Source organism: Anaerosporobacter mobilis DSM 15930, assembly GCF_900142955.1.
GTDB classification, from domain to species: Bacteria; Bacillota; Clostridia; order Lachnospirales; family Lachnospiraceae; genus Anaerosporobacter; species Anaerosporobacter mobilis.
Window position 1 is genome coordinate 47,635 of the sequence record NZ_FRCP01000023.1, and the last position, 21,855, is coordinate 69,489.

At 33.2% G+C, this 21,855-nt stretch carries 33 protein-coding genes; 3 read left to right on the forward strand and 30 right to left on the reverse strand.

Going from position 1 to position 21,855, the window contains the following annotated elements:
• Positions 1 to 124: 124 nt before the first annotated feature.
• Together BUB90_RS19920 and BUB90_RS23660 are read right to left on the reverse strand one after the other, a co-directional pair.
• Positions 125 to 352 carry an HPr family phosphocarrier protein gene (locus BUB90_RS19920; protein WP_073290738.1) on the reverse strand — a complete coding sequence of 76 codons (228 nt, stop codon included), beginning with the start codon at positions 350 to 352 and terminating at the stop codon, positions 125 to 127.
• 220 nt (positions 353 to 572) lie between these two features.
• Entirely contained in the window at positions 573 to 719 is a 147-nt protein-coding gene (locus BUB90_RS23660; RefSeq protein WP_170865541.1) for a hypothetical protein, read from the reverse strand.
• 176 nt (positions 720 to 895) lie between these two features.
• Here BUB90_RS23660 and BUB90_RS19925 point away from each other — a divergent pair, with 176 nt between their 5' ends.
• The gene (locus BUB90_RS19925; protein ID WP_073290739.1) at positions 896 to 1,108 is read left to right on the forward strand and encodes a DUF6774 domain-containing protein; all 213 of its coding nucleotides are present in this window, start codon (positions 896 to 898) and stop codon (positions 1,106 to 1,108) included.
• Positions 1,109 to 1,817: 709 nt separating this feature from the next.
• On the opposite strand, the gene BUB90_RS19930 is transcribed toward BUB90_RS19925, so the two are convergent.
• The 21 genes from BUB90_RS19930 to BUB90_RS20025 all read right to left on the reverse strand — a co-directional run bounded on the left by BUB90_RS19930 (position 1,818) and on the right by BUB90_RS20025 (position 16,115).
• Positions 1,818 to 2,426: a M15 family metallopeptidase gene (locus tag BUB90_RS19930; RefSeq protein ID WP_073290740.1), complete on the reverse strand. Its 609-nt coding sequence runs from the start codon at positions 2,424 to 2,426 to the stop codon at positions 1,818 to 1,820.
• A complete protein-coding gene (locus BUB90_RS19935; protein ID WP_073290741.1) occupies positions 2,419 to 2,862 on the reverse strand; it encodes a phage holin family protein in 444 nt (147 codons plus the stop codon). The genes BUB90_RS19930 and BUB90_RS19935 overlap by 8 nt, the downstream gene beginning before the upstream one ends.
• A gap of 65 nt (positions 2,863 to 2,927) precedes the next feature.
• On the reverse strand, positions 2,928 to 3,062 hold the full coding sequence (locus BUB90_RS24155) for a hypothetical protein (protein WP_278277312.1): 135 nt from the start codon (positions 3,060 to 3,062) through the stop codon (positions 2,928 to 2,930).
• Positions 3,063 to 3,097: 35 nt separating this feature from the next.
• A complete protein-coding gene (locus tag BUB90_RS19940; protein WP_073290742.1) occupies positions 3,098 to 3,388 on the reverse strand; it encodes a hypothetical protein in 291 nt (96 codons plus the stop codon).
• 1 nt (position 3,389) lies between these two features.
• Positions 3,390 to 5,315 (reverse strand): hypothetical protein, encoded by a 1,926-nt coding sequence (locus tag BUB90_RS19945; protein WP_073290743.1) that lies wholly within the window; start codon positions 5,313 to 5,315, stop codon positions 3,390 to 3,392.
• Position 5,316: 1 nt separating this feature from the next.
• The gene (locus BUB90_RS19950) at positions 5,317 to 5,724 is read right to left on the reverse strand and encodes a hypothetical protein (RefSeq protein ID WP_073290744.1); all 408 of its coding nucleotides are present in this window, start codon (positions 5,722 to 5,724) and stop codon (positions 5,317 to 5,319) included.
• Complete coding sequence (locus BUB90_RS19955; RefSeq protein ID WP_073290745.1) at positions 5,714 to 6,271, reverse strand: putative phage tail protein; 558 nt, start codon at positions 6,269 to 6,271, stop codon at positions 5,714 to 5,716. Before BUB90_RS19955 ends, BUB90_RS19950 begins: the two co-directional genes overlap by 11 nt.
• The gene (locus tag BUB90_RS19960) at positions 6,264 to 7,328 is read right to left on the reverse strand and encodes a baseplate J/gp47 family protein (RefSeq protein WP_073290746.1); all 1,065 of its coding nucleotides are present in this window, start codon (positions 7,326 to 7,328) and stop codon (positions 6,264 to 6,266) included. The genes BUB90_RS19955 and BUB90_RS19960 overlap by 8 nt, the downstream gene beginning before the upstream one ends.
• Positions 7,328 to 7,729: a DUF2634 domain-containing protein gene (locus BUB90_RS19965; RefSeq protein ID WP_073290747.1), complete on the reverse strand. Its 402-nt coding sequence runs from the start codon at positions 7,727 to 7,729 to the stop codon at positions 7,328 to 7,330. The genes BUB90_RS19960 and BUB90_RS19965 overlap by 1 nt, the downstream gene beginning before the upstream one ends.
• A 3-nt stretch (positions 7,730 to 7,732) precedes the next feature.
• On the reverse strand, positions 7,733 to 7,978 hold the full coding sequence (locus tag BUB90_RS19970; RefSeq protein ID WP_084139394.1) for a DUF2577 domain-containing protein: 246 nt from the start codon (positions 7,976 to 7,978) through the stop codon (positions 7,733 to 7,735).
• 1 nt (position 7,979) lies between these two features.
• On the reverse strand, positions 7,980 to 8,933 hold the full coding sequence (locus tag BUB90_RS19975; RefSeq protein ID WP_073290749.1) for an XkdQ/YqbQ family protein: 954 nt from the start codon (positions 8,931 to 8,933) through the stop codon (positions 7,980 to 7,982).
• A gap of 12 nt (positions 8,934 to 8,945) precedes the next feature.
• Positions 8,946 to 9,923 (reverse strand): LysM peptidoglycan-binding domain-containing protein, encoded by a 978-nt coding sequence (locus tag BUB90_RS19980; RefSeq protein WP_073290750.1) that lies wholly within the window; start codon positions 9,921 to 9,923, stop codon positions 8,946 to 8,948.
• Positions 9,924 to 9,934: 11 nt separating this feature from the next.
• A complete protein-coding gene (locus BUB90_RS19985; RefSeq protein WP_073290751.1) occupies positions 9,935 to 11,827 on the reverse strand; it encodes a tape measure protein in 1,893 nt (630 codons plus the stop codon).
• A gap of 233 nt (positions 11,828 to 12,060) precedes the next feature.
• Positions 12,061 to 12,492, reverse strand: a complete 432-nt coding sequence (locus tag BUB90_RS19995) for a phage tail assembly chaperone (protein WP_073290752.1) — start codon at positions 12,490 to 12,492, stop codon at positions 12,061 to 12,063.
• A 95-nt stretch (positions 12,493 to 12,587) separates the two neighbouring features.
• Positions 12,588 to 13,067, reverse strand: coding sequence for a phage tail tube protein (locus BUB90_RS20000; protein ID WP_073290753.1), 480 nt, complete (start codon positions 13,065 to 13,067; stop codon positions 12,588 to 12,590).
• A 13-nt stretch (positions 13,068 to 13,080) separates the two neighbouring features.
• The gene (locus tag BUB90_RS20005) at positions 13,081 to 14,388 is read right to left on the reverse strand and encodes a phage tail sheath family protein (RefSeq protein ID WP_073290754.1); all 1,308 of its coding nucleotides are present in this window, start codon (positions 14,386 to 14,388) and stop codon (positions 13,081 to 13,083) included.
• Positions 14,389 to 14,571: a hypothetical protein gene (locus tag BUB90_RS20010; RefSeq protein WP_073290756.1), complete on the reverse strand. Its 183-nt coding sequence runs from the start codon at positions 14,569 to 14,571 to the stop codon at positions 14,389 to 14,391.
• A gap of 6 nt (positions 14,572 to 14,577) precedes the next feature.
• Positions 14,578 to 14,991, reverse strand: a complete 414-nt coding sequence (locus tag BUB90_RS20015) for a phage tail terminator family protein (protein ID WP_073290758.1) — start codon at positions 14,989 to 14,991, stop codon at positions 14,578 to 14,580.
• Between the two features lie 255 nt (positions 14,992 to 15,246).
• Positions 15,247 to 15,684, reverse strand: a complete 438-nt coding sequence (locus tag BUB90_RS20020) for a hypothetical protein (RefSeq protein ID WP_073290760.1) — start codon at positions 15,682 to 15,684, stop codon at positions 15,247 to 15,249.
• 47 nt (positions 15,685 to 15,731) lie between these two features.
• Positions 15,732 to 15,878, reverse strand: coding sequence for a hypothetical protein (locus BUB90_RS23665; protein WP_170865542.1), 147 nt, complete (start codon positions 15,876 to 15,878; stop codon positions 15,732 to 15,734).
• Positions 15,879 to 15,908: 30 nt separating this feature from the next.
• Positions 15,909 to 16,115 carry a DUF6471 domain-containing protein gene (locus tag BUB90_RS20025; protein ID WP_073290762.1) on the reverse strand — a complete coding sequence of 69 codons (207 nt, stop codon included), beginning with the start codon at positions 16,113 to 16,115 and terminating at the stop codon, positions 15,909 to 15,911.
• Positions 16,116 to 16,306: 191 nt separating this feature from the next.
• Here BUB90_RS20025 and BUB90_RS20030 point away from each other — a divergent pair, with 191 nt between their 5' ends.
• Complete coding sequence (locus BUB90_RS20030) at positions 16,307 to 16,636, forward strand: helix-turn-helix domain-containing protein (protein WP_073290764.1); 330 nt, start codon at positions 16,307 to 16,309, stop codon at positions 16,634 to 16,636.
• 185 nt (positions 16,637 to 16,821) lie between these two features.
• Complete coding sequence (locus BUB90_RS24495) at positions 16,822 to 17,325, forward strand: ImmA/IrrE family metallo-endopeptidase (protein ID WP_408605969.1); 504 nt, start codon at positions 16,822 to 16,824, stop codon at positions 17,323 to 17,325.
• Positions 17,326 to 17,766: 441 nt separating this feature from the next.
• Here BUB90_RS24495 and BUB90_RS20040 read toward each other — a convergent pair whose 3' ends face one another.
• The 7 genes from BUB90_RS20040 to BUB90_RS20065 all read right to left on the reverse strand — a co-directional run bounded on the left by BUB90_RS20040 (position 17,767) and on the right by BUB90_RS20065 (position 21,845).
• Complete coding sequence (locus tag BUB90_RS20040) at positions 17,767 to 18,327, reverse strand: type II toxin-antitoxin system VapC family toxin (RefSeq protein WP_170865543.1); 561 nt, start codon at positions 18,325 to 18,327, stop codon at positions 17,767 to 17,769.
• A gap of 4 nt (positions 18,328 to 18,331) precedes the next feature.
• Complete coding sequence (locus BUB90_RS20045; protein WP_073290770.1) at positions 18,332 to 18,688, reverse strand: STAS-like domain-containing protein; 357 nt, start codon at positions 18,686 to 18,688, stop codon at positions 18,332 to 18,334.
• 8 nt (positions 18,689 to 18,696) lie between these two features.
• Positions 18,697 to 19,599, reverse strand: coding sequence for an STAS domain-containing protein (locus BUB90_RS20050; protein ID WP_073290772.1), 903 nt, complete (start codon positions 19,597 to 19,599; stop codon positions 18,697 to 18,699).
• A gap of 359 nt (positions 19,600 to 19,958) precedes the next feature.
• A complete protein-coding gene (locus BUB90_RS20055) occupies positions 19,959 to 20,636 on the reverse strand; it encodes a M15 family metallopeptidase (RefSeq protein ID WP_073290774.1) in 678 nt (225 codons plus the stop codon).
• Positions 20,617 to 21,087 carry a phage holin family protein gene (locus BUB90_RS20060; protein ID WP_170865544.1) on the reverse strand — a complete coding sequence of 157 codons (471 nt, stop codon included), beginning with the start codon at positions 21,085 to 21,087 and terminating at the stop codon, positions 20,617 to 20,619. The genes BUB90_RS20055 and BUB90_RS20060 overlap by 20 nt, the downstream gene beginning before the upstream one ends.
• 302 nt (positions 21,088 to 21,389) lie before the next feature.
• A complete protein-coding gene (locus BUB90_RS23670; RefSeq protein ID WP_170865545.1) occupies positions 21,390 to 21,539 on the reverse strand; it encodes a hypothetical protein in 150 nt (49 codons plus the stop codon).
• Positions 21,540 to 21,560: 21 nt separating this feature from the next.
• Entirely contained in the window at positions 21,561 to 21,845 is a 285-nt protein-coding gene (locus BUB90_RS20065; RefSeq protein WP_073290780.1) for a hypothetical protein, read from the reverse strand.
• Positions 21,846 to 21,855: the final 10 nt, after the last annotated feature.

Sequence of the window (21,855 nt, forward strand, 5' to 3'; positions counted from 1 at the left end):
ACATGTTTTCTGTAAGCACATGTTTTCTGTAAGCGAAGAAAAGCTTAACATTATCTAAACTAAATAAGAGCCATCGCAAGCGATGACTCTTATTCTCTGTAAACATACACCATTAACCTTGTAATTACATAACAGAGTATTTTCTTAATGTATTGGAAAATTCTTTATCATATCCGTGGCAAGATACTATTAAAGATTTCTGTAATCCCATACTTAATACCCCTAGAAAGGATTTTGCATCAACAATAATTCTTTGGTAAATTACATCAATATCAAAATCACATTTCTCAGCTGCTGCTACTAGTTCCTTTACATCTTCTGGTGCCTGTAATTTGATTTCTACAGATTCCATACACACGACTCCTTTAACTATTACAATAGAAAGTGGCGGCTAGATCTATTGCAAATACATTTCTTATAAGTTTCATTTAGTGAATGGTATAGTTATATCATATTTCTTTTTAATAGTCAAACTGTAATATGACAATATTTTCTATCCTTTCTTAGACAACATATACGAAATTAACAAGATTAAAGTTATTATATGTTACACTTTTTCAAAAAGTACACAATTATCTCGTCTTTCCTATCCTACCTATGCCTTCTTCACGTACATTATGTGTCTGATTTTGATTCTCTACTTTAACTTTGTTGGTAATACTATTAAACTTCTCGTTGTCTTTCTTAGCTTCCGCTTTTAATGTTTGTTTCTTGTCCATATGCTACCTCACAATCATCTTTCATATTCTAAATGAATCAAACTAGTTTCGATATTAGTATTGTTAAATATATATTAACTATTCACTTCAATATAAAATGCTATCTTTTTTGAATTAATACTTGCTATAAAAGCATATATATCTAGTAATGATTTATGATACTTGGAGGATATACTATGAATTCTTGTAGTTTAGTTGCTACCATAACCGGTATCGCTTGTACATTATCAAATTGTTTATCAGAGGAAGAACTTGAATTACTAGCTGCTGCCTTAACTCAATTAGGTGATACAATTGCTACTATCCTTGCAAATGAAAGTTTTCAAAAGGAATGTTGTATCCACTCGGAAAAGTCTGATGATCCTGGCTCTTCGAATTGTGATTGCTAACAATGAGGTGGGTATACCTTTCTACACTGATAATAAAAAAGAGCCTTACGGCTCAGAATGTTTCCAGAATGTTCACATATTCTTCATTAATGTTCCATACTTACTACACAAATGAATGTTATTATTAATTTATCAAAGGAAGCTAATAACCTTTTTATATAGATAAATTTTTCATAAACCTCCCCTTTTTATAAGAGCCATCATGGCTCTTGTTTTTTTGCCGTAAGATTGTAATGATCTCTACTTGTTTCATCTTGTGCTGTTGTAATGCTAATATATTTCAATCACAAGCCATACACTATTTGCTTTCCACTTATTACTTTGTATTCCATTAATTAAATATTACAATTTTGTTACATAAGTGTTACAATTAATTTGTTCCTAAGAAACAGTAGTCATTCAAAGGAGGATAAAATTATGTTTAATTTTTTCAATTCATGTAACTTAAGCGATTTATTAGATTTAATTTCTAAATACTGCTCACAATAATATTTTTCACGGCCCATCTTGTTAGGTGGGCCTTTTGTATTAAAACCTTACTCTACATAAACAAGCTCAACTGCCTATCCCCTGGTGTCTCATAAATTAATCAAACGATTTTGATTGAATTACAAATCGCTGCTGAGATGGTGTTAAAAATTTTAAGATTATAGCAATTAGAGTTGAACGAAGGCGCTTGCTTAACAGCTTGCGCCTTTTTGTGTTCTAACTAACCTAATAACTTCTTCAATGTTTCTACTCCAACCTTTCCGTCTTCTTTCCACTTAAATTGACTACGGAATATATTAACAGCCTTAGTTGTATTACTTCCCCACTTACCATCATCTATCAATCCTACTTTAATTTTATCATTTAAGGCATTCTGAATCATCTTAGTGATGTAAACGTTTGTATTTGTTGAACCAAATGATTTAGAAGTTGCGCTTACTCCTTTAATTTGAAAGTGTGGACTGTCAGGACTTGTTGACCAGTTTGCCCCTGCTTCAAATCCATAACCTATCATGATTGCAATGATCTTCTTTGTTTCTTTGTCCTGCGCGTTCCAGATAGCTGTCATCTTACCATCAATTTTTCGCTGCGGTACTAAATCGATTGCATTTCGCTTTGTATGAATACTAACTTGTGTCCATGTAACCTTAGTGCCTTTTACAGTACGTCCAAGACTGTACAAGTAATTTTGCCTTACTTGACTTCGATACGTTTCTACTATAAGAGGATTAATGCCGCTTGCTTTTATATCTCTAAGTGCCTTATTAAGCAATATCTGGCACAGTGGATTAAGCTCCTCTATAGCTCTACATTGATCTGTATTATTCATTCTTCCCACTCTCACTTTCTTCTGATTTCTTTTGCAATATATCAATTGCATTTGTAATAACTTTCGGAAACTTAACTCCCATTAGTCCAGCATTTTCAATAATACTTATTAGCTCATTCACAATGAGTGCAATAATAACTGTTGTTCGTATGTAGTTGACTTGTAGCGTTATATCAAGTCTATACGCAATAAGTACTATTAGCAACATAACAGCTTTCTTGCAGAGTCCCTTAAAACAAGCATTACTTTCTCCAGCACCTGTTTCTGTCTTAGTTGATTTCTTAAATACAAAAGCTACAACTAGTCCCATAGTAAAATCAATTACCATGAATGTAATAAGGGTTTGAAGATCTGCGCTCCAACCTCCTAACATTCTTGCAATAGTTCCACCTGTTATACCTATTAATCCACAAATTAATTCCTTTAATTTTTCCATACTATCCTCTCTTTCCTTGTTGCGATATTGCAACAAAAAAGAGCCATTCGGCTCTTTTGGTATTATTAATCTTGGCTAACAATATATCTGTCACTTCCAAGAATTAGATTGATATCCTCTTCGAACTGTGGATATTTTGCTATAACTGCATTATAGTTTAAAAATCCACCTTTAATTCTCATAGCTAAGTAACCTGCCAATTTCTCCCCTCCTTTCAAAATACTATCTACAATCACTAAGCCATCAGTATAAAATCAATTGCATCTTGTATACTAGCTAATTGCTCTTGTTGTGAAACTAACAAAGAATTTTGTTCTTTAATCTGTTGAGCTAATTCATAGTTACTCTTAAGCTTTTTAGCAATGTAAGTAATAGTTGGTCTACCATCAACATCTTGTATGCTGCCTACAGTTACTTTGTACATATCTAAGTCTAACTCTTCATCATAGTATACCTTATTACTTTCTTCAGGCTCTGTTTCTGATTTTGAAGTGATTACATAGTTTTCATTATATAAATACCACATTTTATTGACCTCCTATCAATAATCCAACATAGTAGTTTGTTTGGTAAGCTAAGTTTGTCTCACTCAACAGAGATAAACCAGTTAAAGCTCCTCCTGAAAATACACCTTTATATAGCCTTATTCGTGAGCCATATGAGGAGTTGCCACTACCACAGGTTACAGTAATATAGCAGTTGTTCTGGTCACCATAGTAACTTATGGCTGATGCCTTAGCATATATATCAGTAATACCAGATTCAGCCGTGTAAAATGTCTTATCTTGAAGATAATTAACACTTAAAGTAGTACCACTTAAGGTAATTATATAATGAACTATTCTAAGTACATTTTCACCATAATTGTGAGCTCTCGTGCTTATAAACTCACCATTATTGGTAAGGCTCATAAAGTTAGATATCGAGTTAACATTAGCGTATAGTCCTGTACTTGCAGTATATGTTTTCCTATTAGGAACGTCAAAATAGAATGCGTAGCCACCCTCAGTTGAAGTTATAAGTGTTCCGTACAACCCATTTCCAGAAACAGCTGGCTTATAGAAATAGGATGCATTGGTATGATAGGTAAGAGTCTGCGTGTCAGTGAAGTTACCCATAAGTGAGTAGCCTATGAAATACGAGGAAGAGTTTTGTAGTACTAATAAAATTGAAGATAAATCATCACTACCTGACACGCAGTTATAGTTTGGAGACCCATTTCTGTCTATCTCAGCATACGAAAACAAATCAAAAGCTGTACCTGCTGAGTTTAGTTTGAATTTAAAAAGTTTGGCTCTATTCGCTACTATATTTGAAATACTATAATCACCCATAAGTACTGCCATATAAATACCATCTGAGCTAAATACTGCAGAACTTAGTCTAGGTGTATTTCCACTAAAGTATGATGCAAATGCAGATGCACTAAGAGTTTGAAATATCGTGAACGTGTCTCCCTCTCTTTTGTAGATTTCAAGTGTATTTGTATTATAAAAGTACTGTGAAATATACTTTCCAGTTCTATTGCATGTGATACCATTACCTGAACCAGATGCAGTTCCTCCAAGACCAATTTCTTTTGGTGTAAGAGAGCCCCCTATCCAGTTAGCACCAACTAGTCTTTGATATGGTGAGGTATTTCCTGATCCAACACCTAAGAAATATCTGTCAGCATTACTTACTAAGACCCAAATTGAACCGTTCCAAATATAAGCATTCTCAATATAGATTGTTTCATTAACTTTAGTGTAAACTCTTGGATACTGTAAGTAATAGTAGTAGTATCCTGGCAGACCACCAACTAACCAATCGTGTACAGTACCTGATTCGTAGTATAAATCAGCAGGAATACCACTAGATTTTCCTATAACATTGTACATTGATTTTGTCATATCATCAGCAGTAAAAATAAGTGAGCCATTTACCATGTCTGCACCAATAGCCTCTCTTACATATATTCTAGTAGGTGTAGATATTCTATTAGTCTGTACCCAAACATGACCTACAGCTTGAGGAGATGGTTGTGATAGTGATATTGTAACTGGAAAGTTTGAGATACCACCATCTGTGTTTGCAGTACCAGTAACTCCACATATAACACTACCTTTTGCTATCTTGTCTGCTGTAACACCTAACGGTTGTGCTAGAGCTGATGTCTCCTTGGTAAAGAAGATATCTGGACCATATGCCTGTCTAGAAGTTGTTACAGGGTTTGGTCTAATATATAGACGCTCTTTTCCATCATTAGACCAAGCACCTACAACTGGGTTGTCATCACATTGTATATGATTGGTGCCAGAGATTGCATTTTGATTTAATGGCATTGTTCCAACCGTTGGCTCATCTGAATCACTAATATATGCTTTCTTGCCAGATATTATATCTGCAGCTGTGGCTGTAGAATCAGACGCATCTACACCGCCACCTTTTCTTACTAAAAACGCTTCTCCCAATTTATTTCACCACCTTCAATTGAATTTTTACTCCAGTTACAGGTTTCTTTTTATTGCATATTGCAGTAATACTTCCATCATGAGTTACTATTTTGCTTATGTTTCCCCATGCTTTCTCTTCTAGTATAGCAGTTCCTAATAAGTCTGATAAAATAACATCTACTATTGGATTGTCTGTACTTAAGATACCATCTACAGTTATAGTTTGAGTGTATGGAGCAGCGCTTCCTACCCATGATGTTCCAGATAATACTGCTTGTATAGTTTTAGTAATAGTTATTTCGGTTTTATCTGCCTTTTCGCCAATCGCTTTATCAATCTTATCCATATTAGTATTCACTAGATCAATATTATAAAAGTCCGTTTTATCTGGTTTGCTTAACTTTAAATTCTTTGTTTCAGTTGCCATTCGCAATCACTTCCTCTCTTAATTCATAATAGGTATACTTACCAAGTTGCTCATGAGTAAACTGTGATAATATTTCATGTGTGTTATACATTAATGAAACATCAAGTACAATGTTAGCCGGCACGTATTTTCTCAATGTAGTTTCAACATCAGAATATTTATTCTTTGATGTTAAAGCAATTTTCACAATCAAAGTGTACTCATTGTTTCTAAGGACCATTGAATATCCGTTTTCACCACATAAAGTTCGCAATTGCAATTCAAGCATTCGATACGTATACGGTAATTGTTCATTCAATTTGCTAAGAATACGAAAACGTCTGAAATCCAAATCGTCTGTATCCTTTGCATTAATCTCCATAATGCTTTCCCAACGCTTACAGCCGTTATCTGTTAGAGTCGTGGCAAATTGATCATTAATAGCGTCTTCTACCGCCTGCCATACACATTCTAGCTTAGGATTCTCCACTTCTGATAAAACCTTGAACTCTCTTATCTGTTGAATAATATTACTTTGATATGAGAGCAAATCAACTTCTTTAGTCACTTACAGTCCCCCTCGTTGGTATGTTATTATCTTTGAGCACAAGGTTAACAACTTCACCGTTAATAGTCGTTCCTGATATATCAACAATTCCAGTTACATTGAGAAGTCGATACTCAATCTGACTAATACGTACTACCAACGCATTCTCTTTATCCCATTCCTTTGCTAATTCTAAAAGGTAATCGTCAATAGCTTTTTCAATATAAGATCTAACATCATCAAAGGCATAGCCCGTTTGATAAGTGATGGTAGATGATATATTCACTGTAGTGTCTTCAACTCCTGCTACTGTAACAACATGTCCAATTGGAGCAATACCATATCCTTCACCACTTTGTTTAACTGGATCAATCTGATTTTGTACTACTTCAATTAATTCATCCGTAGGTTTCTTGTAATCAGAATCAATAATTACTACCTTTATAGTTCCGCCACCATTCCAAGTTGGATAAATCTTGCAACCACCTACACCAGATAACTCATTAACCTTTTCTTTGTAATCAGCAATGTTACCTCCAAATGATTGACTACTTAAGCTAATGAAGTATTTATCTCTCAGTGATTCCGTCTCTTCTTCATCTTCTCCTGGAATAAGTACTTCTGTAATATTGGCAGTTTCTAATCCTTCGATATAGTCTAGAGGGATAAGCTTTCCTGTATGGGAGTTTGGTTCGCTGCCAATGGTTTCACATTCAAGCTTGTACGTCCCAGCACTAATTTTCTCAGTTACAATGTAATTGAAATCATCTAGAGTAAATCTTTCTCCAATCTCGACATCAATGTTAAATACACCTTTAACAACAGCATAAGTTGCAGGAGTTGGTTCAATACCTCTTTCAGCTGCACGTCTTATTAAGAATTCTCTACTTGCTGTATCCGCAAAAGATTCATCAAGGATCGTATCAATCTCTGCATATGCTTGTGCAAGTTCCATGGCACAAGGCGAAATAGCAATACCAAGCACACCTTCTGAACGGCTATCTAACCCTGGGTAGTTTGTTTTTACGGATGTCATCATTTCATTGTAAATTGCTTCATATGTCTTTTCTTCATACATTAGATATTCACCTCCGTTTCTGTTTCAAAAGCTCCTTGATTAGTTGTAACTGTAAAGGTAACTGTAACAATAGTGCCATTCTTCTCAAAATTAAAATCTTCAACACTTTCGATTCTGTCATCTTGAGTTAATGCTTCTTCGATTCTTCTCTTCAATTCCGGATATACATACCCAATAGGCATACCGATAAGATCTTGTGATTCAAATCCATAATCCCAATTGTAAACCATATTCTCATATCGTTCCGTATTTAAGATGAGAAAAACAGCTTGTTTTACTGCTTCAATTCCATCAACTGTACCAACGATCTTATTGTTAATAAAATCTATAAAGAAAGTCTTAGTTGGTACTTCCGACACTGTTTCGTCTGTATCTATAAAGTTATTATTTGTAGGTAACATAGATTACACCACCTTATCTATAATTAGATACTTTTGCCCACCCTTAGCCCGTATCATAACCACATTGTCATTATCTTGCATGATTTTGCTGTACGCATAAGTTGCATAAACAAACTCCTCGTTAAGAGTGAGCTTCTGATCCACATTTACACTAAGGGGATTAGTCTTGATGACTTTACCAAATATTAAATCACTAGGTTTACTTGCCTCTACAGCTTCTATTGCTGCTTTTTTTATTAATTGTGCCATATTAGCTATTAAAATCAACTCCTCTCAATTTCAAATCCATAAAGTGAGAATCCTTCGAATACGTATGAGTAACCTTGTCAACCAACATCCAACCTTTGAATTTCACATTGTCTATGACAAGCCTTACACAGATTCTACTCCCTGCACGAACTCTATTATCACCAAAACAATTACTTACACTAAAATCTTTTGAAGTACTATTATATAACTCTAATAACGCGCTCGCTTTTTGCTTTACTAGAGTCTCATCTTGGATTGTTTCGTAATATAGCAGTACACCATATTGATTAATAGAGTCGATATCTTCATCAACATAAACGGTTCTCTTCTTTGTTGTATCATCTTCATGTACAAGCTTTATTTTGTTATATGTATTCGAATCAATACTAGTGCTATATTCAAATGATTCTCCACTTGATGGATCAATTTCAATTGGAACAACCATATTGGATATATTTTTTAAATTAAGCTTACCAAAGTCATCATACAGTACATAAATCTTTTTCTTAGCCTTAAGTGTCTCATCCATAGAATTGATTACCATATCGAATAAAGTAGTATTGTCCTCTACTCTTGACATTTTATAAACTGTGTCATCGATATCACCTGTTCTTAGGTAAAAGTCTTTTGCTAGCATCTTTAGTAACTCACTCGTACTCTTTTTGCTATACGAATAGGTATCCTTATTCTTAAAATAACGCAACTGGTCATATGCTGTGACCGATATTGTATTATCTGAGGAACGTTTCTTAGTAAATACATAACCAAAGAAAATCTTGTCGCTATTATCTATGAATCGAACTTCATTCCCTTCTTCAAAATCAAGGTTACCATCCTGATATACCTCAAATTTCAACGTTCCTGGTGAACCACTTCTTTCAGTTTCCCAAGTAACATTGCCAATAACGGAAGGATAATACAATATGTCGTTGTTATAAATAGTTAATTCATACATGCTACTATCCTCCTATTTGCTAGTTATTGTGTTTTTCTGACTACCATTGGCACCGCCAGTAATTTGGTTGTTCTTAGTACTACTGTATCCTTTTGTTCCTGTTATTGAGTTTTTAGATTTTGCTAAATCATAATTAAATATGCTTACAATATCTACCTCAGTAACGAAATTAGTATTTGCCTTACTTTTTGAATTTACTTTATTATTACTTGTACTATTAGGTTTGTTACTTCCATTATTGGATCTATTACTTGTAGATCTTCTTGTTTTACTACTAGTACTATATCCAGCGGCACTTGCTGTTGACGATTTTACATCCTGAATCTTAATTTTCTGTCCTTGATAAATTAGATTTGGATTTTTAATTCCATTAAGCTTGGCAAGATTCCAACATTTAGAGCCATCTCCAAGATATTTTTTAGCAATTGCCCAAAGCGTATCGCCTTTCTTAACAGTATAATACTTTATATTCGATCCTTTTTTTAATCCTCCTGTCTTCATCCTTGTAGTCTTTAGATCTATTTTCTTAGTGCCATACTCTACATATTGTTTAAGTTTAATAGCAACCGTAAAATCATTATTATCTTTCGAATCCTCTGTTAACGCATACTCCTCAAGGGTAACTAACATTTCCGTTGGAAATATCTTATTATCTTTATCTCTTATAATTTTAAAATAAAAGGGTTGTAAGTTTAACTTTAATTCTTCTAGATAATCCAGATAATAATTTGGATATAAATATTTTAAAATTCTTGGTACCTTTTTAGAATTTCCCCTGATTGTATTAACCAATAGATACCTTGCAAAAGGGTACGCATGCATTGGCAGCAATGCATCAAAACTTATCTCTGTTAAACCAGGTGCTGTAATTAAATTAACCTCACCTTCATTAATAAGATTTATTGTTTTGTTTTGATTCTTAATCTTTGTGTCAACCTTAGAAGGTGTGACAGGTAACAGCATCTTATCCAAATAAAATTCGTATGACATAGTATCACCCCCTAACTGTTGTATTGTTCTGCGGTAGAATTCAAAGACTCATATAGTTGATTTTCCAAATGATTAACCACTCCATCTAGATCAGTATTTTTATTTACTTTGTTGTGTATTCCACCCATATTTACTTTAATCTCTGCTGTTGTGAATCTGTTGATTACTTCTCGTTCTGCTACATCCCGTAAGTACTTTATTTCTGCTGTGCTATCGCTAACTGATTTAGCAATTGTTGCTGTATTCTCTGCTGTACTTTCTATTCCAGGTTGTATTCCTGATAAACCTAAACCATTTGATGTGTCGTTTTCCTTAACTTCATTTGCTCGTTTTGTAGCTTCTTCTATTTTCACTTTCCGCTCTGCTGCATCTCTTACCGCTTCTGCCTTTTGAGTAGCTATATCAGTTTCACGAGCTATATTGTCATTGTACTCATCTGTAATCATCTTATTCAATGCTGTTTGCCTTGCTTGTTTTCGTGCCTCAGCTTCAGCTGCTAAATCAGTACCTAGGGTAACTTCACTTATTAAATCTATAGACACATTGGGTAATTTGTTAATTACTTTGATAATTTCATTAATACCTGGTATGAACATATTAAGAAGTTCTTGAATTATAACTGCAATTTGACCAATTGTAATTTCTATAAAATTCATAATACCATACCAGATAGCTACTATTCCTATCTTTAACAATCCAAAGGCCGTAAGTAAATGATTCACAAGCACGGAGCCACATATCATTAAGTTGTCCCACGCTGTTAATACAGTATTTTCTGCCTTAAGCCATGCCACCTCTAAACTCGCACAGCTCTTTATCCATTGGTATAATGCGACTAAAAGGATTCCTATTATTATAGCTGCGATAAGTATAATTGGATTTTTTAACATTGTTGCATTTAATAGTGATTGTGCCACTGTAAGATTACCAACAGCTATTTGTCCTAATGCGCATGCTCCATAGTAAGCCGACATAGCAATCGTACCTATATCTTGCGCCAGTTTACAGCCTAATATTAATAATTTGAATGCTGCAAACGCGCCAGCCACCCCAACAATAATAGGCTCAATATCTGACCAATTATCACATATTGCATTTGCCACTGGTATAGCTAAACCCAGTAGCCACCCAATTACACTGGCGATGTTAGAAATTGCATACACAATACCCGCTGCAAATTCCTGAAAACTTGGATTATTGGCAATCTCACTAAACTTCTCTAATATCGGTTGGATTGCCATAAGACCCTGATTCTTTATCGTATTACCTACCTGCTCCCAAGTCATTGGCATAGAATTGAATTTATTATTAATATCATCTGTTGCAGATATCATCGCATTCTTCACGACCTCCGCAGTAAGTTGTCCTCCTGCCGCCATATCGTTTAAGGTATCAACAGGTACACTTAGATAATCTGCAATTGTCTGAATCATGTTAGGCGCCTCAGCAAATATGCTATTAAGTTCATCACCACGCATTACACCGGAACTTAATGATTGAGTTAATTTAGAAAAAGCGCTATTCGTATCTTCTGTTGACGCCCCTGCAATAGCAAATTGTTTACTTACTAATTCTGCGAAATCAACCGTCTCTGCTGTAGAATTAAATACATCTCTAACATTACTACTTAGCCCCGCTACTCTATCCGCTGTGGTTTGATATGCTGTTCCAGAACTTTGTGCAGACCTAAATATCATATCTTGCAATTCTTTGCTTGTTTGCATACCATCATTCATAAGATTAAGACGTGCACTTGTTTGAACCATTTGATCAGACAAGCCAATGATTTTCTCAATATTAAACGCTTCTTTAACAGAGGTAGCAACACTTTCCAATTTATTGTCTATTGCCTCGAATACTGCGTAACTTTCTTCCAATAGCATTACTGATTGTATACTTGCCATCTTCTCACCTCCTATCCTTTACAACATAATTTTGATATTTTGTTTTTGATTCTAATGTTTCGATTTTCTCTTTGCTTTATCTTGTTCTTTCTTTTCGTCTTCAATCTTTACTCTGATAGACGCAATGACAAATGCTTTTTCATTATCATCGAGATTAATAAATTCTGAAGGTAGTATATGGAATTTATGAAGGCAATAGTGAGCGTAATTTGACTCACTATCACCCTCACGAATTAGTTTTTTGCCTCTTCTACCTTTTCGTCCATAGTAACGTCAAAACCATTATTCTTTTGTACAAATAATAAGAGATCTTGGTATTCCCCTGGGTTATCCACCATAGCACGCAATAAGTCCTCTGCTTTTTTAGCACCATAGGAATCCTGAAGTTCTGCATTATCTAGACATGGATCAACACAACATGCACATACCATTTTTGCCATATACTTTTTGGTATCTAATTTAGGTCGAAACATCCCTGGTTTACCAGTTACTTGCACATCGCTTGTACAATCATCTCGAATAATCTCGTCTTGTGCTGTGGTGATTGCCTTGAACTCCCATTTCATTGGTTGCCCCTTTTCATCTACAAGAGATTTTGTAACAGGGTAGAAAACATTTTCTTTTACTATTTTATTTGTTTTTAAAAATCTGCTTAAGTTACTCATATATTAATACCTATACCTTTCTTATTGCCTGCGAACTCCTGCCCGCAGGCACAATTTTGCGTGTGAAAAATCCTAATTATTCACGTTAATGTTTCCTAGTTTGTTAACATACCATCAAGCAATTCAAACTCTTCTGGCATTTCAAAATCATCATAAGTTCCTGAAATCTCTTCATCCAGATATTCACCATCTGCATCAAACTTAGCTAAGATTCCACCGTCAATATTACATCCATAGAAATTAATCGTTTGTCTACCAGCGGCACTAGAAGGATCTTCATTAGTTACTTGGATTTCAAAGTATATATCCTCACCTGTATCTTTGAAACGCTTCATCATATTTCTAAAGATAGATGTGTTATAGTGAATAGTTGCTTTGAAGTCGCCTTCCCAACCAGTGGCTTTATTTCCTTTACCCGTCTTTCCAAGGATAGGAACCTTAGTTTTATTCTTGTTAAAGTTTGATTCAAAGTTAATAAAATTGAAGCAATTATATCTCTTATCGTCTATTGTAACGAAACACTCTGCAAGGGCTGCACCAATTGCATCCTTTGATAACATTGTAATATTAGCCATGTCTTACTCCTCCTTACTGTACGATTACAGTCATATATAATTTAGTCATGCAATTAACTGGTTGAATTGGATTAACTGCTACAACTGATTTCTTATCATTTCCTAGTTCTACTACCACCTCAGCAGAATCAAAGTTCTCTATTGCTTGAAGTTTTTCTAGTTCCTTATCATAAGCAACGATATCGGACCAAAAACTAACTCGTCCAGATTTATTATTCTGAATCTTACCAAGATATTTATTATTGAATAGTAACGCAATATCATTGCCGACTTGATCTAATACTCTGATGGTTTGGTTTGACTTAAAATCTTCCCCTTTTTCATCTGTTACGGAAACAAGCGAGTTAATATCATCAAGCACACGAACTTCATCACCAACCTTATGGAAGGTAAGTTCACCTGCCCTAATAGCAGCTTCTAATTCCGATTGTTTATAATCCGTAATCACTGTAAATTCACCATCATAGGTCATATTGGTGCATGATTTGTTGATTGCACAGTCAGCCTCTGCTCCAGATAACCAGTAAACTAAGGATGATTCCTCCGCCCCCTGATCCGATACCTTATTCTTAACATTGATTACACCTTCATAATCAGCTGCTTGGTTATAAACTACAAGCTGGAATTTAACTCCCATCTCATCACGTAGACGTTTGGTATATTCGGTATATAGAGACTTAACCGATGATGACGCAGATAAGCAACCAAGTACATTGAATGAATAAGATTCCAACGCATTAAGCGCATTTTGCTCTGATTCTCCATCTACAGTACCATTTGTACCTCCTGTTAGTGCAATACCGGATGTATTTTCAAGCGTTGCCTCCGCCTTAAATGTAACAAATGCATTTGCTTTAAGTCCTGCCCCTTCACTGACTGTTTGAATATCAAGTACCTTCGTACCAAGCATAGTAGATACATCAAACTTACTGGAATCATCAACATTAGGTGCAATCGCAATCTTTAGATCATTACCTCTTGTTCCTCCAAACAATGCTGTTGCATAAGTATTTGAGGCTTTGATCCCGCCACTATTTAGACGATAGAAATATACTTTCTTTGCATTAGCAAATAGCTCCCTAATCCCTTTTACTTCCTCAGATTCATATGTATATCCAAAAATCTTTAATGAATCTTTTCTGAACTCCTCATTTGTAACTGTAAAAACCGTAGCTTCCTCTCCCCAATTTAAGGATACTGGAATAGCAACTATTCCTCTGTCTGATAAAGTTGCTCTTGCTCTAGCCGCGCTAACAAAATTAATATACGTTCCAGGAAGTACCTTATTTTGTGTAACGAATAATCCTCCACCAAGTCCCATTTAATTCACCTTTCCTTTCTTAAAATCAAGAATTTTCTTCTCAACTTCGCTAATTGTGTATAATTTGTTATCTCTTAATAATGCGTTTAGTAAATCCGATTCTGTCTTAAATCGATTACTCTTTACTAACTGAGTTTTGCTAAAACTAGGATTTACTATTGTTTCTGCCTTCTTTGTAGCCAAATCAAATCACTCCTTTAAACTAAAGTTTTTCATTTGTTCACTTTCTTCTACTTTCTTAAGCATGTGAACATTGTACTCAATCTGAAAATTTAGTACATCATCAACGGTATTACTCTTCATACTAGAGCCATGCACAAGATTATTATCAATCATAATAAACTCAAGTACTTCTTCCAGCTGGCCAATAACATTCCCGATCTCTTCCTTCGCATTCGTTAATGAAGGATAGTACTGAATCATGAATGTGTTCTTATTGATATATCTATTGCCTAGTTTAGCTTCAAGGCTATGAGTAGTATTATAGATATAAAAATAAGGTTTCCTTACTTCCTCAGCCACGCTCTCTGAATATATGCCGTAGTTTTCACCAAACTCCTGATAGATTGCTTGAGATATAGCATTGATTATTTTGTTTATCACTTGATTTACTCCTTTAATCTTTATTGATCTCATGTTCTAGATATCTTGAATCAATTTATTATAAATAATTAAGATCATGTTCTTTATTAACTGTTTGTAGATTCCAATCAGCTAACATTATTTCACTGTACAGTTTGCTATCAATATTATATTTACTAGAAGATGAAGCTTCTCATAGTATAGACGATAAGGAGGCCACCCTTTATTACAACCGTCACTTTGTTATTGATTGCTGTTCTATATGATCTATTATAATTATAACACTGCTTTATGGGGCAATGGGGGCAAATCAATGTACTTACGAATCTTCTTACCAATTACACTGCGATCAAGGCTTACTTCTTCAGCAATATCATTTAGTTTCATACCATCCATAAACCTATATTTGAATATCAACCGTAGCTCACTATCTTCTATATCATCTACATACTGCTCTATTTCAAGCGCTATGTTTTGCAACTGTTCTTTCTTCTTCTTTCTAGAAGCAATCAGCCTATCTCTAGCAGCTACTTCTATTGGATTATCAACTATTACGCTTGTCCGTACTTCCCTATAAGGAAATGTCCTAGACGATCCCTTTACCCTAGTTGCCACAGCTCCAATTTCCTTATCATATAGCTGGTTAATTCTTTTATCTAAATCTTGAATTTCCTTAATTATGATTCTATATTGTTTTAATTCCATCTCCGTCATAAGGCACCTCACATTCTACGTTTATTAGTATTGATCTTCATTTTGTATCAATTTTCTGAATAAGAATCTCTCTTAGCAAAAATCTCGTTTTTACTTGGATTGCTATGTATGTCATGAATAATTACCTTTAATAAGCACAGCCCATTCTTATGACTCTTGCTAATATCATCATTGCCAAATACTACTTGTAGCATTTTCTATCCCTCCATAAATTAAACATGTCCTTATCTTTCAAATAAATCTTCTAAGGAAATATTTAACTTCGTTTTTTCGTTCATTACTTCATTAATCCTTAATGATTCTGATAATGTAAATTCTGTTACACCATTTATTTTATTTCTGAGGCTTCTTTCTGTAATATCTAACTTCATTGAAAGCTGTTTGATTGATATATTAGCTCTTACCATCTCTGCTTTAAGTATTCTGTACACTAACACAACTCCTTCCTTTTCCGTTAACGGATATTATGTTGTATATGTTATACCCTTTAACGGATATAGTCAATATATTTTTTGAATATTTTTTCCGTTAATGGATAATTTGTGGATTGTAACGGAAATATTTTTCTTGACTATATCCGTTAACGGTGATAATATAGATATATAAAAAGGAGGAATGTGAAATGGGCTTAGAGATTATAGAAGAGTATAAAAAGAAGCTAGGACTTACAACCGCTGAATTAGCAGAACGATCAGGAGTGCCTAAAGGCACATTAGACAAAATACTTAGTGGCGTGACAAAAGATCCAAAACTTGAAACATTAAAAGCGATTGCTCGAGTATTGGGGCTTTCATTAGATGATTTTGATGATACAATTGAAGATAGCACGAATATAATTAATTCTTATAAAGATCTACTTACTGTATATACACGTAGTAAAAATAATCTTTCACAAGCCGAAAAAATGAAACTTGCGCAAATTATATTATCAGATGATGAGGAAGAAGGCTGATTACTATAGATTTTCAAGAAATATTAAAGACCGTTTGTTCAGCAATTACATTTTGTAAGATCAAATCATTCCCTGTAGATTGCCATAAAATAATACACAATTTTGATTATAAACTTATAAAGTATTCCTCTCTTTCAAATGCCAAAAGGAATGCTTGCTTCTTACTTAGCGATGATGCTGTTACAATACGTGAGAAGAAAAGTATCTTTTATAATGATGAAAAACCTGAGACAAGAATCAGATTTTCTTTAATGCATGAGCTGGGTCATATATTACTTAATTCAGAGGATGAATTTTCCGCTAATATTTTTGCTAGTAATATCCTAGCACCACGTATAGCTATACAATACTCTTGTAAAAATTATAGGGATGTAGTGAATCTATTTAGATTATCAGAAGAAGCGGCAAATATAGCTTATAATGATTATAAAAGATGGCGACTTTACATAGTTACCCATAATAACCAAATGGGTGAAATTGATAATGTGTTATACAAACACTTCTACAACACAAAAGCACGAAAATTTGTTTACTGCTCCAGTGAATGTATGATTTGTGGTCGTAAAATGTATAATACTTTTGACAGAGATTGTGGTGTATGTACATTACCTCGATACTCTTATTCCTCATTTAGTGAATTAGATCGACAACTTTTAATCGCAGAAAATACTTGGCTTTATGGTGAATAAATAAACTAAAGCCTTGTAAACACGAAGTTTACAAGGCTTTCATGACAGGGGCAGTAGGATTTGAACCCACGACCTGCGGTTTGACTTGAAGAGTTTCTTCTTATATTAATATGTATTTTTTTATATCTTATTATAGTCCAAAAACATTGTAAATTGTAGATTTCCACTGGTTTTTATTAATCATACTATATCTAATAATAATTACACTATATTTTTTATATTTTATATTTATTTGCCATTAGATTTGCCATATAATTTGATTATTCTACAAAGGCACTTGCTTAACACAGCTTGTACCTTTTTTCTAATTGTTAATATATTTAATATTTTTTTGCAGGGAACGAACTATTAAAAAAATTTTTTATTTATATCTGTTAAAAATACAGTAAAAGCTAGAGCACGCTCTAGCTTTTATTCCTCTTTATTTATAGATTCAAAAAATTATGTAAACATAAGCAATTTTCTATTTGTTGTTACAATTTTTACTGGTTCACTATAGTTTGCATAATCTGCATCATCAGTAACTAAAATTGCTTCATTTTGTTTAGCTACTTGAACCAATAAAGCATCATTAAAATCATAAGAAAAACCATATACAAATATTTTCTTTTTATCCATTTTACTAAATCCATCATCAATAAAATCGAATCTTTTGCATATTTGATCTTCTACAACTTGTAAAATATCTGTCATACATTCTCTGTAGTTTTCTGTTTCTCTATACTCTCTCTTGTATTCAATCTGCCTATTTATATCTTCCTGGTATAAATTATACTGAAACCTTATGCAACGATTAATAAATTCTGATAATTGTATCGATGTTATTAACACCTTTAAATTTCTAGCATTTATCTCCTCCCATAATTTTGCATAAGATTCTGTATTCGTATGGTTTTTAAAATCTAGGGGATAAAACAAGTTAATCAAAACATTTGTATCAAAAATAAACTTGTCATTCTTTGTAGGCGAAAATTTCTTTATATCGATTTTATTTTTTTCCATCTTCTTACCCTTTTTCATTTTCAAACGTATTATTTATAGCATTCTCGTATCCTATTGTATTACCATAGTATGATTTTGCATTTCTAATAACTATATTAAATGAAGCTGCTTTACCATTTGGTATGTTTATAATCTCCAAATATTTCTTTATAGTATCACTTGGATAATCTCCATACAACTTACCAATAGCAACATTAAGAAATGGTGTTATTATACTTTCTATCTGATTAAAATCTAATATAACACTGTTTTCTAATTTAATGTTATTAACAATACAATTATAAACCTTTTCCCCTTGCTCCCTAGTTAGAGCAGACGGGCTATTAATAACTTCACTTACATTAACTCTAACAATTCCCATATTTCCTCCTATAATTCAATAATATCATCATCAATTAATATATAAGAAAAATCATCATCTAAATTGAATGAAATAGTGACTATAGTCCCATAAAATATATTATCAAGTTTTCCAAATCTTTCTTTCGAATTATTAAGTTCATAACTTTCATTTCCTGATACTATTATGAAACTCCCCTTATTTTTTCTCAAAAAATCAAGTATCATACCAAATCCTAAACCACCTGGTGCGCTTTGTGCCTTAGTTGAATTACCTAATTTAATAGCCCATTCGATAGTATTACTAATTTTTTTTGACTCATCTCCCAAATACTCATTTACATTTTCTTCAATAGTCTTTCCAATATCAACAATTGTAAACACTAATTTTTTTTTACTATAAAAATATTGGCCACATACGTAAACATACTTGCTTTCAGCATGGTCAATAACATTATTAAAAATCTCCAAAAAATTATCGACAATTCGATCCTGTACGCTTGAAGACATAATCGGTAATTCATCTCTATTAAAAATATTTAATAGTATATACTTTTCAAACTCAACTAATTTGTTAGTATTTGCTTTAAACACCCTATACTCTATTGTAGTATGATATGTATCCTCAACAACCTCCCACTTAAAATATTTATGAAAACCATTTTTTTGCATAATTTTCTTTACATTTGGTCTAATGTTTGCAAAAGCTACTTTATGCCTTTTCTTAATTAATGTATATTCAAGTATCGCACCTAATATTGCTAATATGTTTGCAGAAATAAATGTTACTTCGCTAAAATTTAACAAAAATTTTTTTTTACTATTATTAAGTAGTTTTCCAAAAAGCTCATTCAATAGATTATATGTAGTAATATTATTCTCCCAATTTTTTGAATAAACTATTACATAATCATACTCCTCATCTATTTCCATACACATCCTCCTTGTAGAATCTATATAGAACACTACATCTTACTATAATTATACCATACTGTGTCAATATATTAATCTAATCTATTTTGTTATGGTATAAGATTATATCCCAAAATAGGAGGTGTAATTATTGTAGCTATCTACCCAGGGCAATCCATAGACATACAGTTTATCAATCGAATCATAAATAAATACCTATCTATGTGCACATCATACCACTCAAAAAAAACTTTAAAGAAGCTAATTGTTGAATTTCTAACCTAACTACGATAAACTTAATACACGATTAAAAATATTTTTTGAGGGAATGGATTGCTTCAACAGTTCATTCCCGTTTTTTTAAGTTGACAAAAAACCAACTAACCTAATAACTTCTTCACAGTTTCTACCCCAACTTTGCCATCTTCTTTCCAACTGAATTGACTTCTGAACTTATTGACTGCCTTGGTTGTATTCGCTCCCCATTTACCATCAACTATTAAATTGGCATTAATCTTTTCATTAAGTGCCTTCTGGATCATCTTAGTGATATAAGTATTTGTATTACTTGCACTATATGATTTAGCAATAACAGAAACACCTTTTATTTGAAAATGTGGGCTATCAGGGTTACTTGTCCAATTTGCTCCTGCCTCAAATCCGTACTTCTTCATAATCTTGATGATCTTCTTAGTCTCACTATCATTTGCGTTCCAAATAGCAGTCATTTTCCCGTTTACTTTTCGCTGCGGCACAACATCAACAGCATTACGTTGAGTATGTATACTCGTTAAAGTCCAAGTTACTTTTTGTGCGTTTGGATTACAATAAGCCTTAGCAAATGTAGTAGTAATGCCTTTGGTTGTAGCTTGCGTAATTGTTCTACCTTGGCAATACAAATAATTTTGTCTGACCTGACTCCTATACGTTTCCACTACAAGAGGATTGATGTCTTTCGCTTTGATTTCTTCCAGTGCCTTGTTTAATAATATCTGACACAGCGGATTTAGTTCCTCTATGTCTCTGCATTGTGCTGTATTACTCATTTTTCTCACCATCGCTTTCCTCTAATTTAGTCTGTGCATCTAACAATTTCTGTGTAATATCTAAGCCAGTGATAAGAAACTTTGGTACGTTGTATCCCATCTCTACACCATTCTCAATAATACTTCTGATCTCATTAATAATGTATGTTGCAAGTGTAAACCAACCAAAAAGTTGTACAAAAGCCAAGTTGATGCCTAACATATCTCCCATTTGAACAAAACAATATGATATAAAGAATGCAATCATAATAATCAACCAGTAAAATACCTTTTTAACTATCCCCTTTGCTCCTATTGCGCTCGATTCGTTATGTTTCCAATACTTTGCTTTAATCCACCCAGTTACGTAATCTACTACGTTGAGAAATAAAAATCCAGCAAACAGAAACCAATATTGTCCTAGAATCGCTGTTAACAATGAAATTATAGCCCCACCCAAAACATTTACTTTTTCAATTTTCATATTTTCCATCCTTTCCTTTGTTGCGACATTACAACAAAAAAGAGCCTCTCGGCTCAAAATATTTTCAGTACGTTCACATATTCTTCACTAACGTTCCATACTTACTACATATTTTATTGTTATTATTAATATATCGAAGGAAGCTAATAACCTTTTAATATAGATAGATCTTTTTCATAAACCTCCCTCTTTTTTATAGGAACCATCATGGTTCCTAATTTTTTTGCTGAATCCTCATGATGCCATCAAAAAAGACACCCTGTAAGGTGCCCTAATTGATGTACGATTAATTTTAGTTGTTCCTATTTACTTTCTAATAGTTTTACTAATTCTTGATATTGCTCTGCTGTGATACGTTCGTTCATAAGAAAAATATCTGCTAAATTCATGATTTCCTCTGGTGACTTTCTTTTTAATGTTGCAATTGTTTTTAAATTGTTAAATGTGTTCATGTTTTTTTCTCCTTTCGTTGTTTAAGCAAGTCCTAATTCAATTAATGATAAACGATAGTCTATATCAATTTCAGACTCTATTTGGTTTAATTTTATATCATTGAGTAGAGATTCTATAACCTCTACACTTTTTATTTTCTTTGTATACCTTAGAATTTCTCCATCATTAGATAAGAATCCTACAACAACATCGCATAAGAGCAAATCAAAATCTTGGTCACAGATTGCGATGTTTTCTCCTTTTGTTTCTTCTGAATATTTGCTAAGGATAATATAACTATCAGGGTCATATTTATAATAAAACACAGTAAAACCT

Excerpts from the sequence above, each read along its gene's own strand:
- BUB90_RS19920 (WP_073290738.1), bottom strand. The coding sequence starts at position 352 with ATGGAATCTGTAGAAATCAAATTACAGGCACCAGAAGATGTAAAGGAA.
- BUB90_RS23660 (WP_170865541.1), bottom strand. The coding sequence starts at position 719 with ATGGACAAGAAACAAACATTAAAAGCGGAAGCTAAGAAAGACAACGAG.
- BUB90_RS19925 (WP_073290739.1), top strand. The coding sequence starts at position 896 with ATGAATTCTTGTAGTTTAGTTGCTACCATAACCGGTATCGCTTGTACA.
- BUB90_RS19930 (WP_073290740.1), bottom strand. The coding sequence starts at position 2,426 with ATGAATAATACAGATCAATGTAGAGCTATAGAGGAGCTTAATCCACTG.
- BUB90_RS19935 (WP_073290741.1), bottom strand. The coding sequence starts at position 2,862 with ATGGAAAAATTAAAGGAATTAATTTGTGGATTAATAGGTATAACAGGT.
- BUB90_RS19940 (WP_073290742.1), bottom strand. The coding sequence starts at position 3,388 with ATGTGGTATTTATATAATGAAAACTATGTAATCACTTCAAAATCAGAA.
- BUB90_RS19950 (WP_073290744.1), bottom strand. The coding sequence starts at position 5,724 with ATGGCAACTGAAACAAAGAATTTAAAGTTAAGCAAACCAGATAAAACG.
- BUB90_RS19960 (WP_073290746.1), bottom strand. The coding sequence starts at position 7,328 with ATGTATGAAGAAAAGACATATGAAGCAATTTACAATGAAATGATGACA.
- BUB90_RS19965 (WP_073290747.1), bottom strand. The coding sequence starts at position 7,729 with ATGTTACCTACAAATAATAACTTTATAGATACAGACGAAACAGTGTCG.
- BUB90_RS19970 (WP_084139394.1), bottom strand. The coding sequence starts at position 7,978 with ATGGCACAATTAATAAAAAAAGCAGCAATAGAAGCTGTAGAGGCAAGT.
- BUB90_RS19975 (WP_073290749.1), bottom strand. The coding sequence starts at position 8,933 with ATGTATGAATTAACTATTTATAACAACGACATATTGTATTATCCTTCC.
- BUB90_RS19980 (WP_073290750.1), bottom strand. The coding sequence starts at position 9,923 with ATGTCATACGAATTTTATTTGGATAAGATGCTGTTACCTGTCACACCT.
- BUB90_RS19985 (WP_073290751.1), bottom strand. The coding sequence starts at position 11,827 with ATGGCAAGTATACAATCAGTAATGCTATTGGAAGAAAGTTACGCAGTA.
- BUB90_RS19995 (WP_073290752.1), bottom strand. The coding sequence starts at position 12,492 with ATGAGTAACTTAAGCAGATTTTTAAAAACAAATAAAATAGTAAAAGAA.
- BUB90_RS20000 (WP_073290753.1), bottom strand. The coding sequence starts at position 13,067 with ATGGCTAATATTACAATGTTATCAAAGGATGCAATTGGTGCAGCCCTT.
- BUB90_RS20005 (WP_073290754.1), bottom strand. The coding sequence starts at position 14,388 with ATGGGACTTGGTGGAGGATTATTCGTTACACAAAATAAGGTACTTCCT.
- BUB90_RS20020 (WP_073290760.1), bottom strand. The coding sequence starts at position 15,684 with ATGACGGAGATGGAATTAAAACAATATAGAATCATAATTAAGGAAATT.
- BUB90_RS23665 (WP_170865542.1), bottom strand. The coding sequence starts at position 15,878 with ATGCTACAAGTAGTATTTGGCAATGATGATATTAGCAAGAGTCATAAG.
- BUB90_RS20030 (WP_073290764.1), top strand. The coding sequence starts at position 16,307 with ATGGGCTTAGAGATTATAGAAGAGTATAAAAAGAAGCTAGGACTTACA.
- BUB90_RS20040 (WP_170865543.1), bottom strand. The coding sequence starts at position 18,327 with ATGGAAAAAAATAAAATCGATATAAAGAAATTTTCGCCTACAAAGAAT.
- BUB90_RS20045 (WP_073290770.1), bottom strand. The coding sequence starts at position 18,688 with ATGGGAATTGTTAGAGTTAATGTAAGTGAAGTTATTAATAGCCCGTCT.
- BUB90_RS20050 (WP_073290772.1), bottom strand. The coding sequence starts at position 19,599 with ATGGAAATAGATGAGGAGTATGATTATGTAATAGTTTATTCAAAAAAT.
- BUB90_RS20055 (WP_073290774.1), bottom strand. The coding sequence starts at position 20,636 with ATGGTGAGAAAAATGAGTAATACAGCACAATGCAGAGACATAGAGGAA.
- BUB90_RS20060 (WP_170865544.1), bottom strand. The coding sequence starts at position 21,087 with ATGAAAATTGAAAAAGTAAATGTTTTGGGTGGGGCTATAATTTCATTG.
- BUB90_RS23670 (WP_170865545.1), bottom strand. The coding sequence starts at position 21,539 with ATGAACACATTTAACAATTTAAAAACAATTGCAACATTAAAAAGAAAG.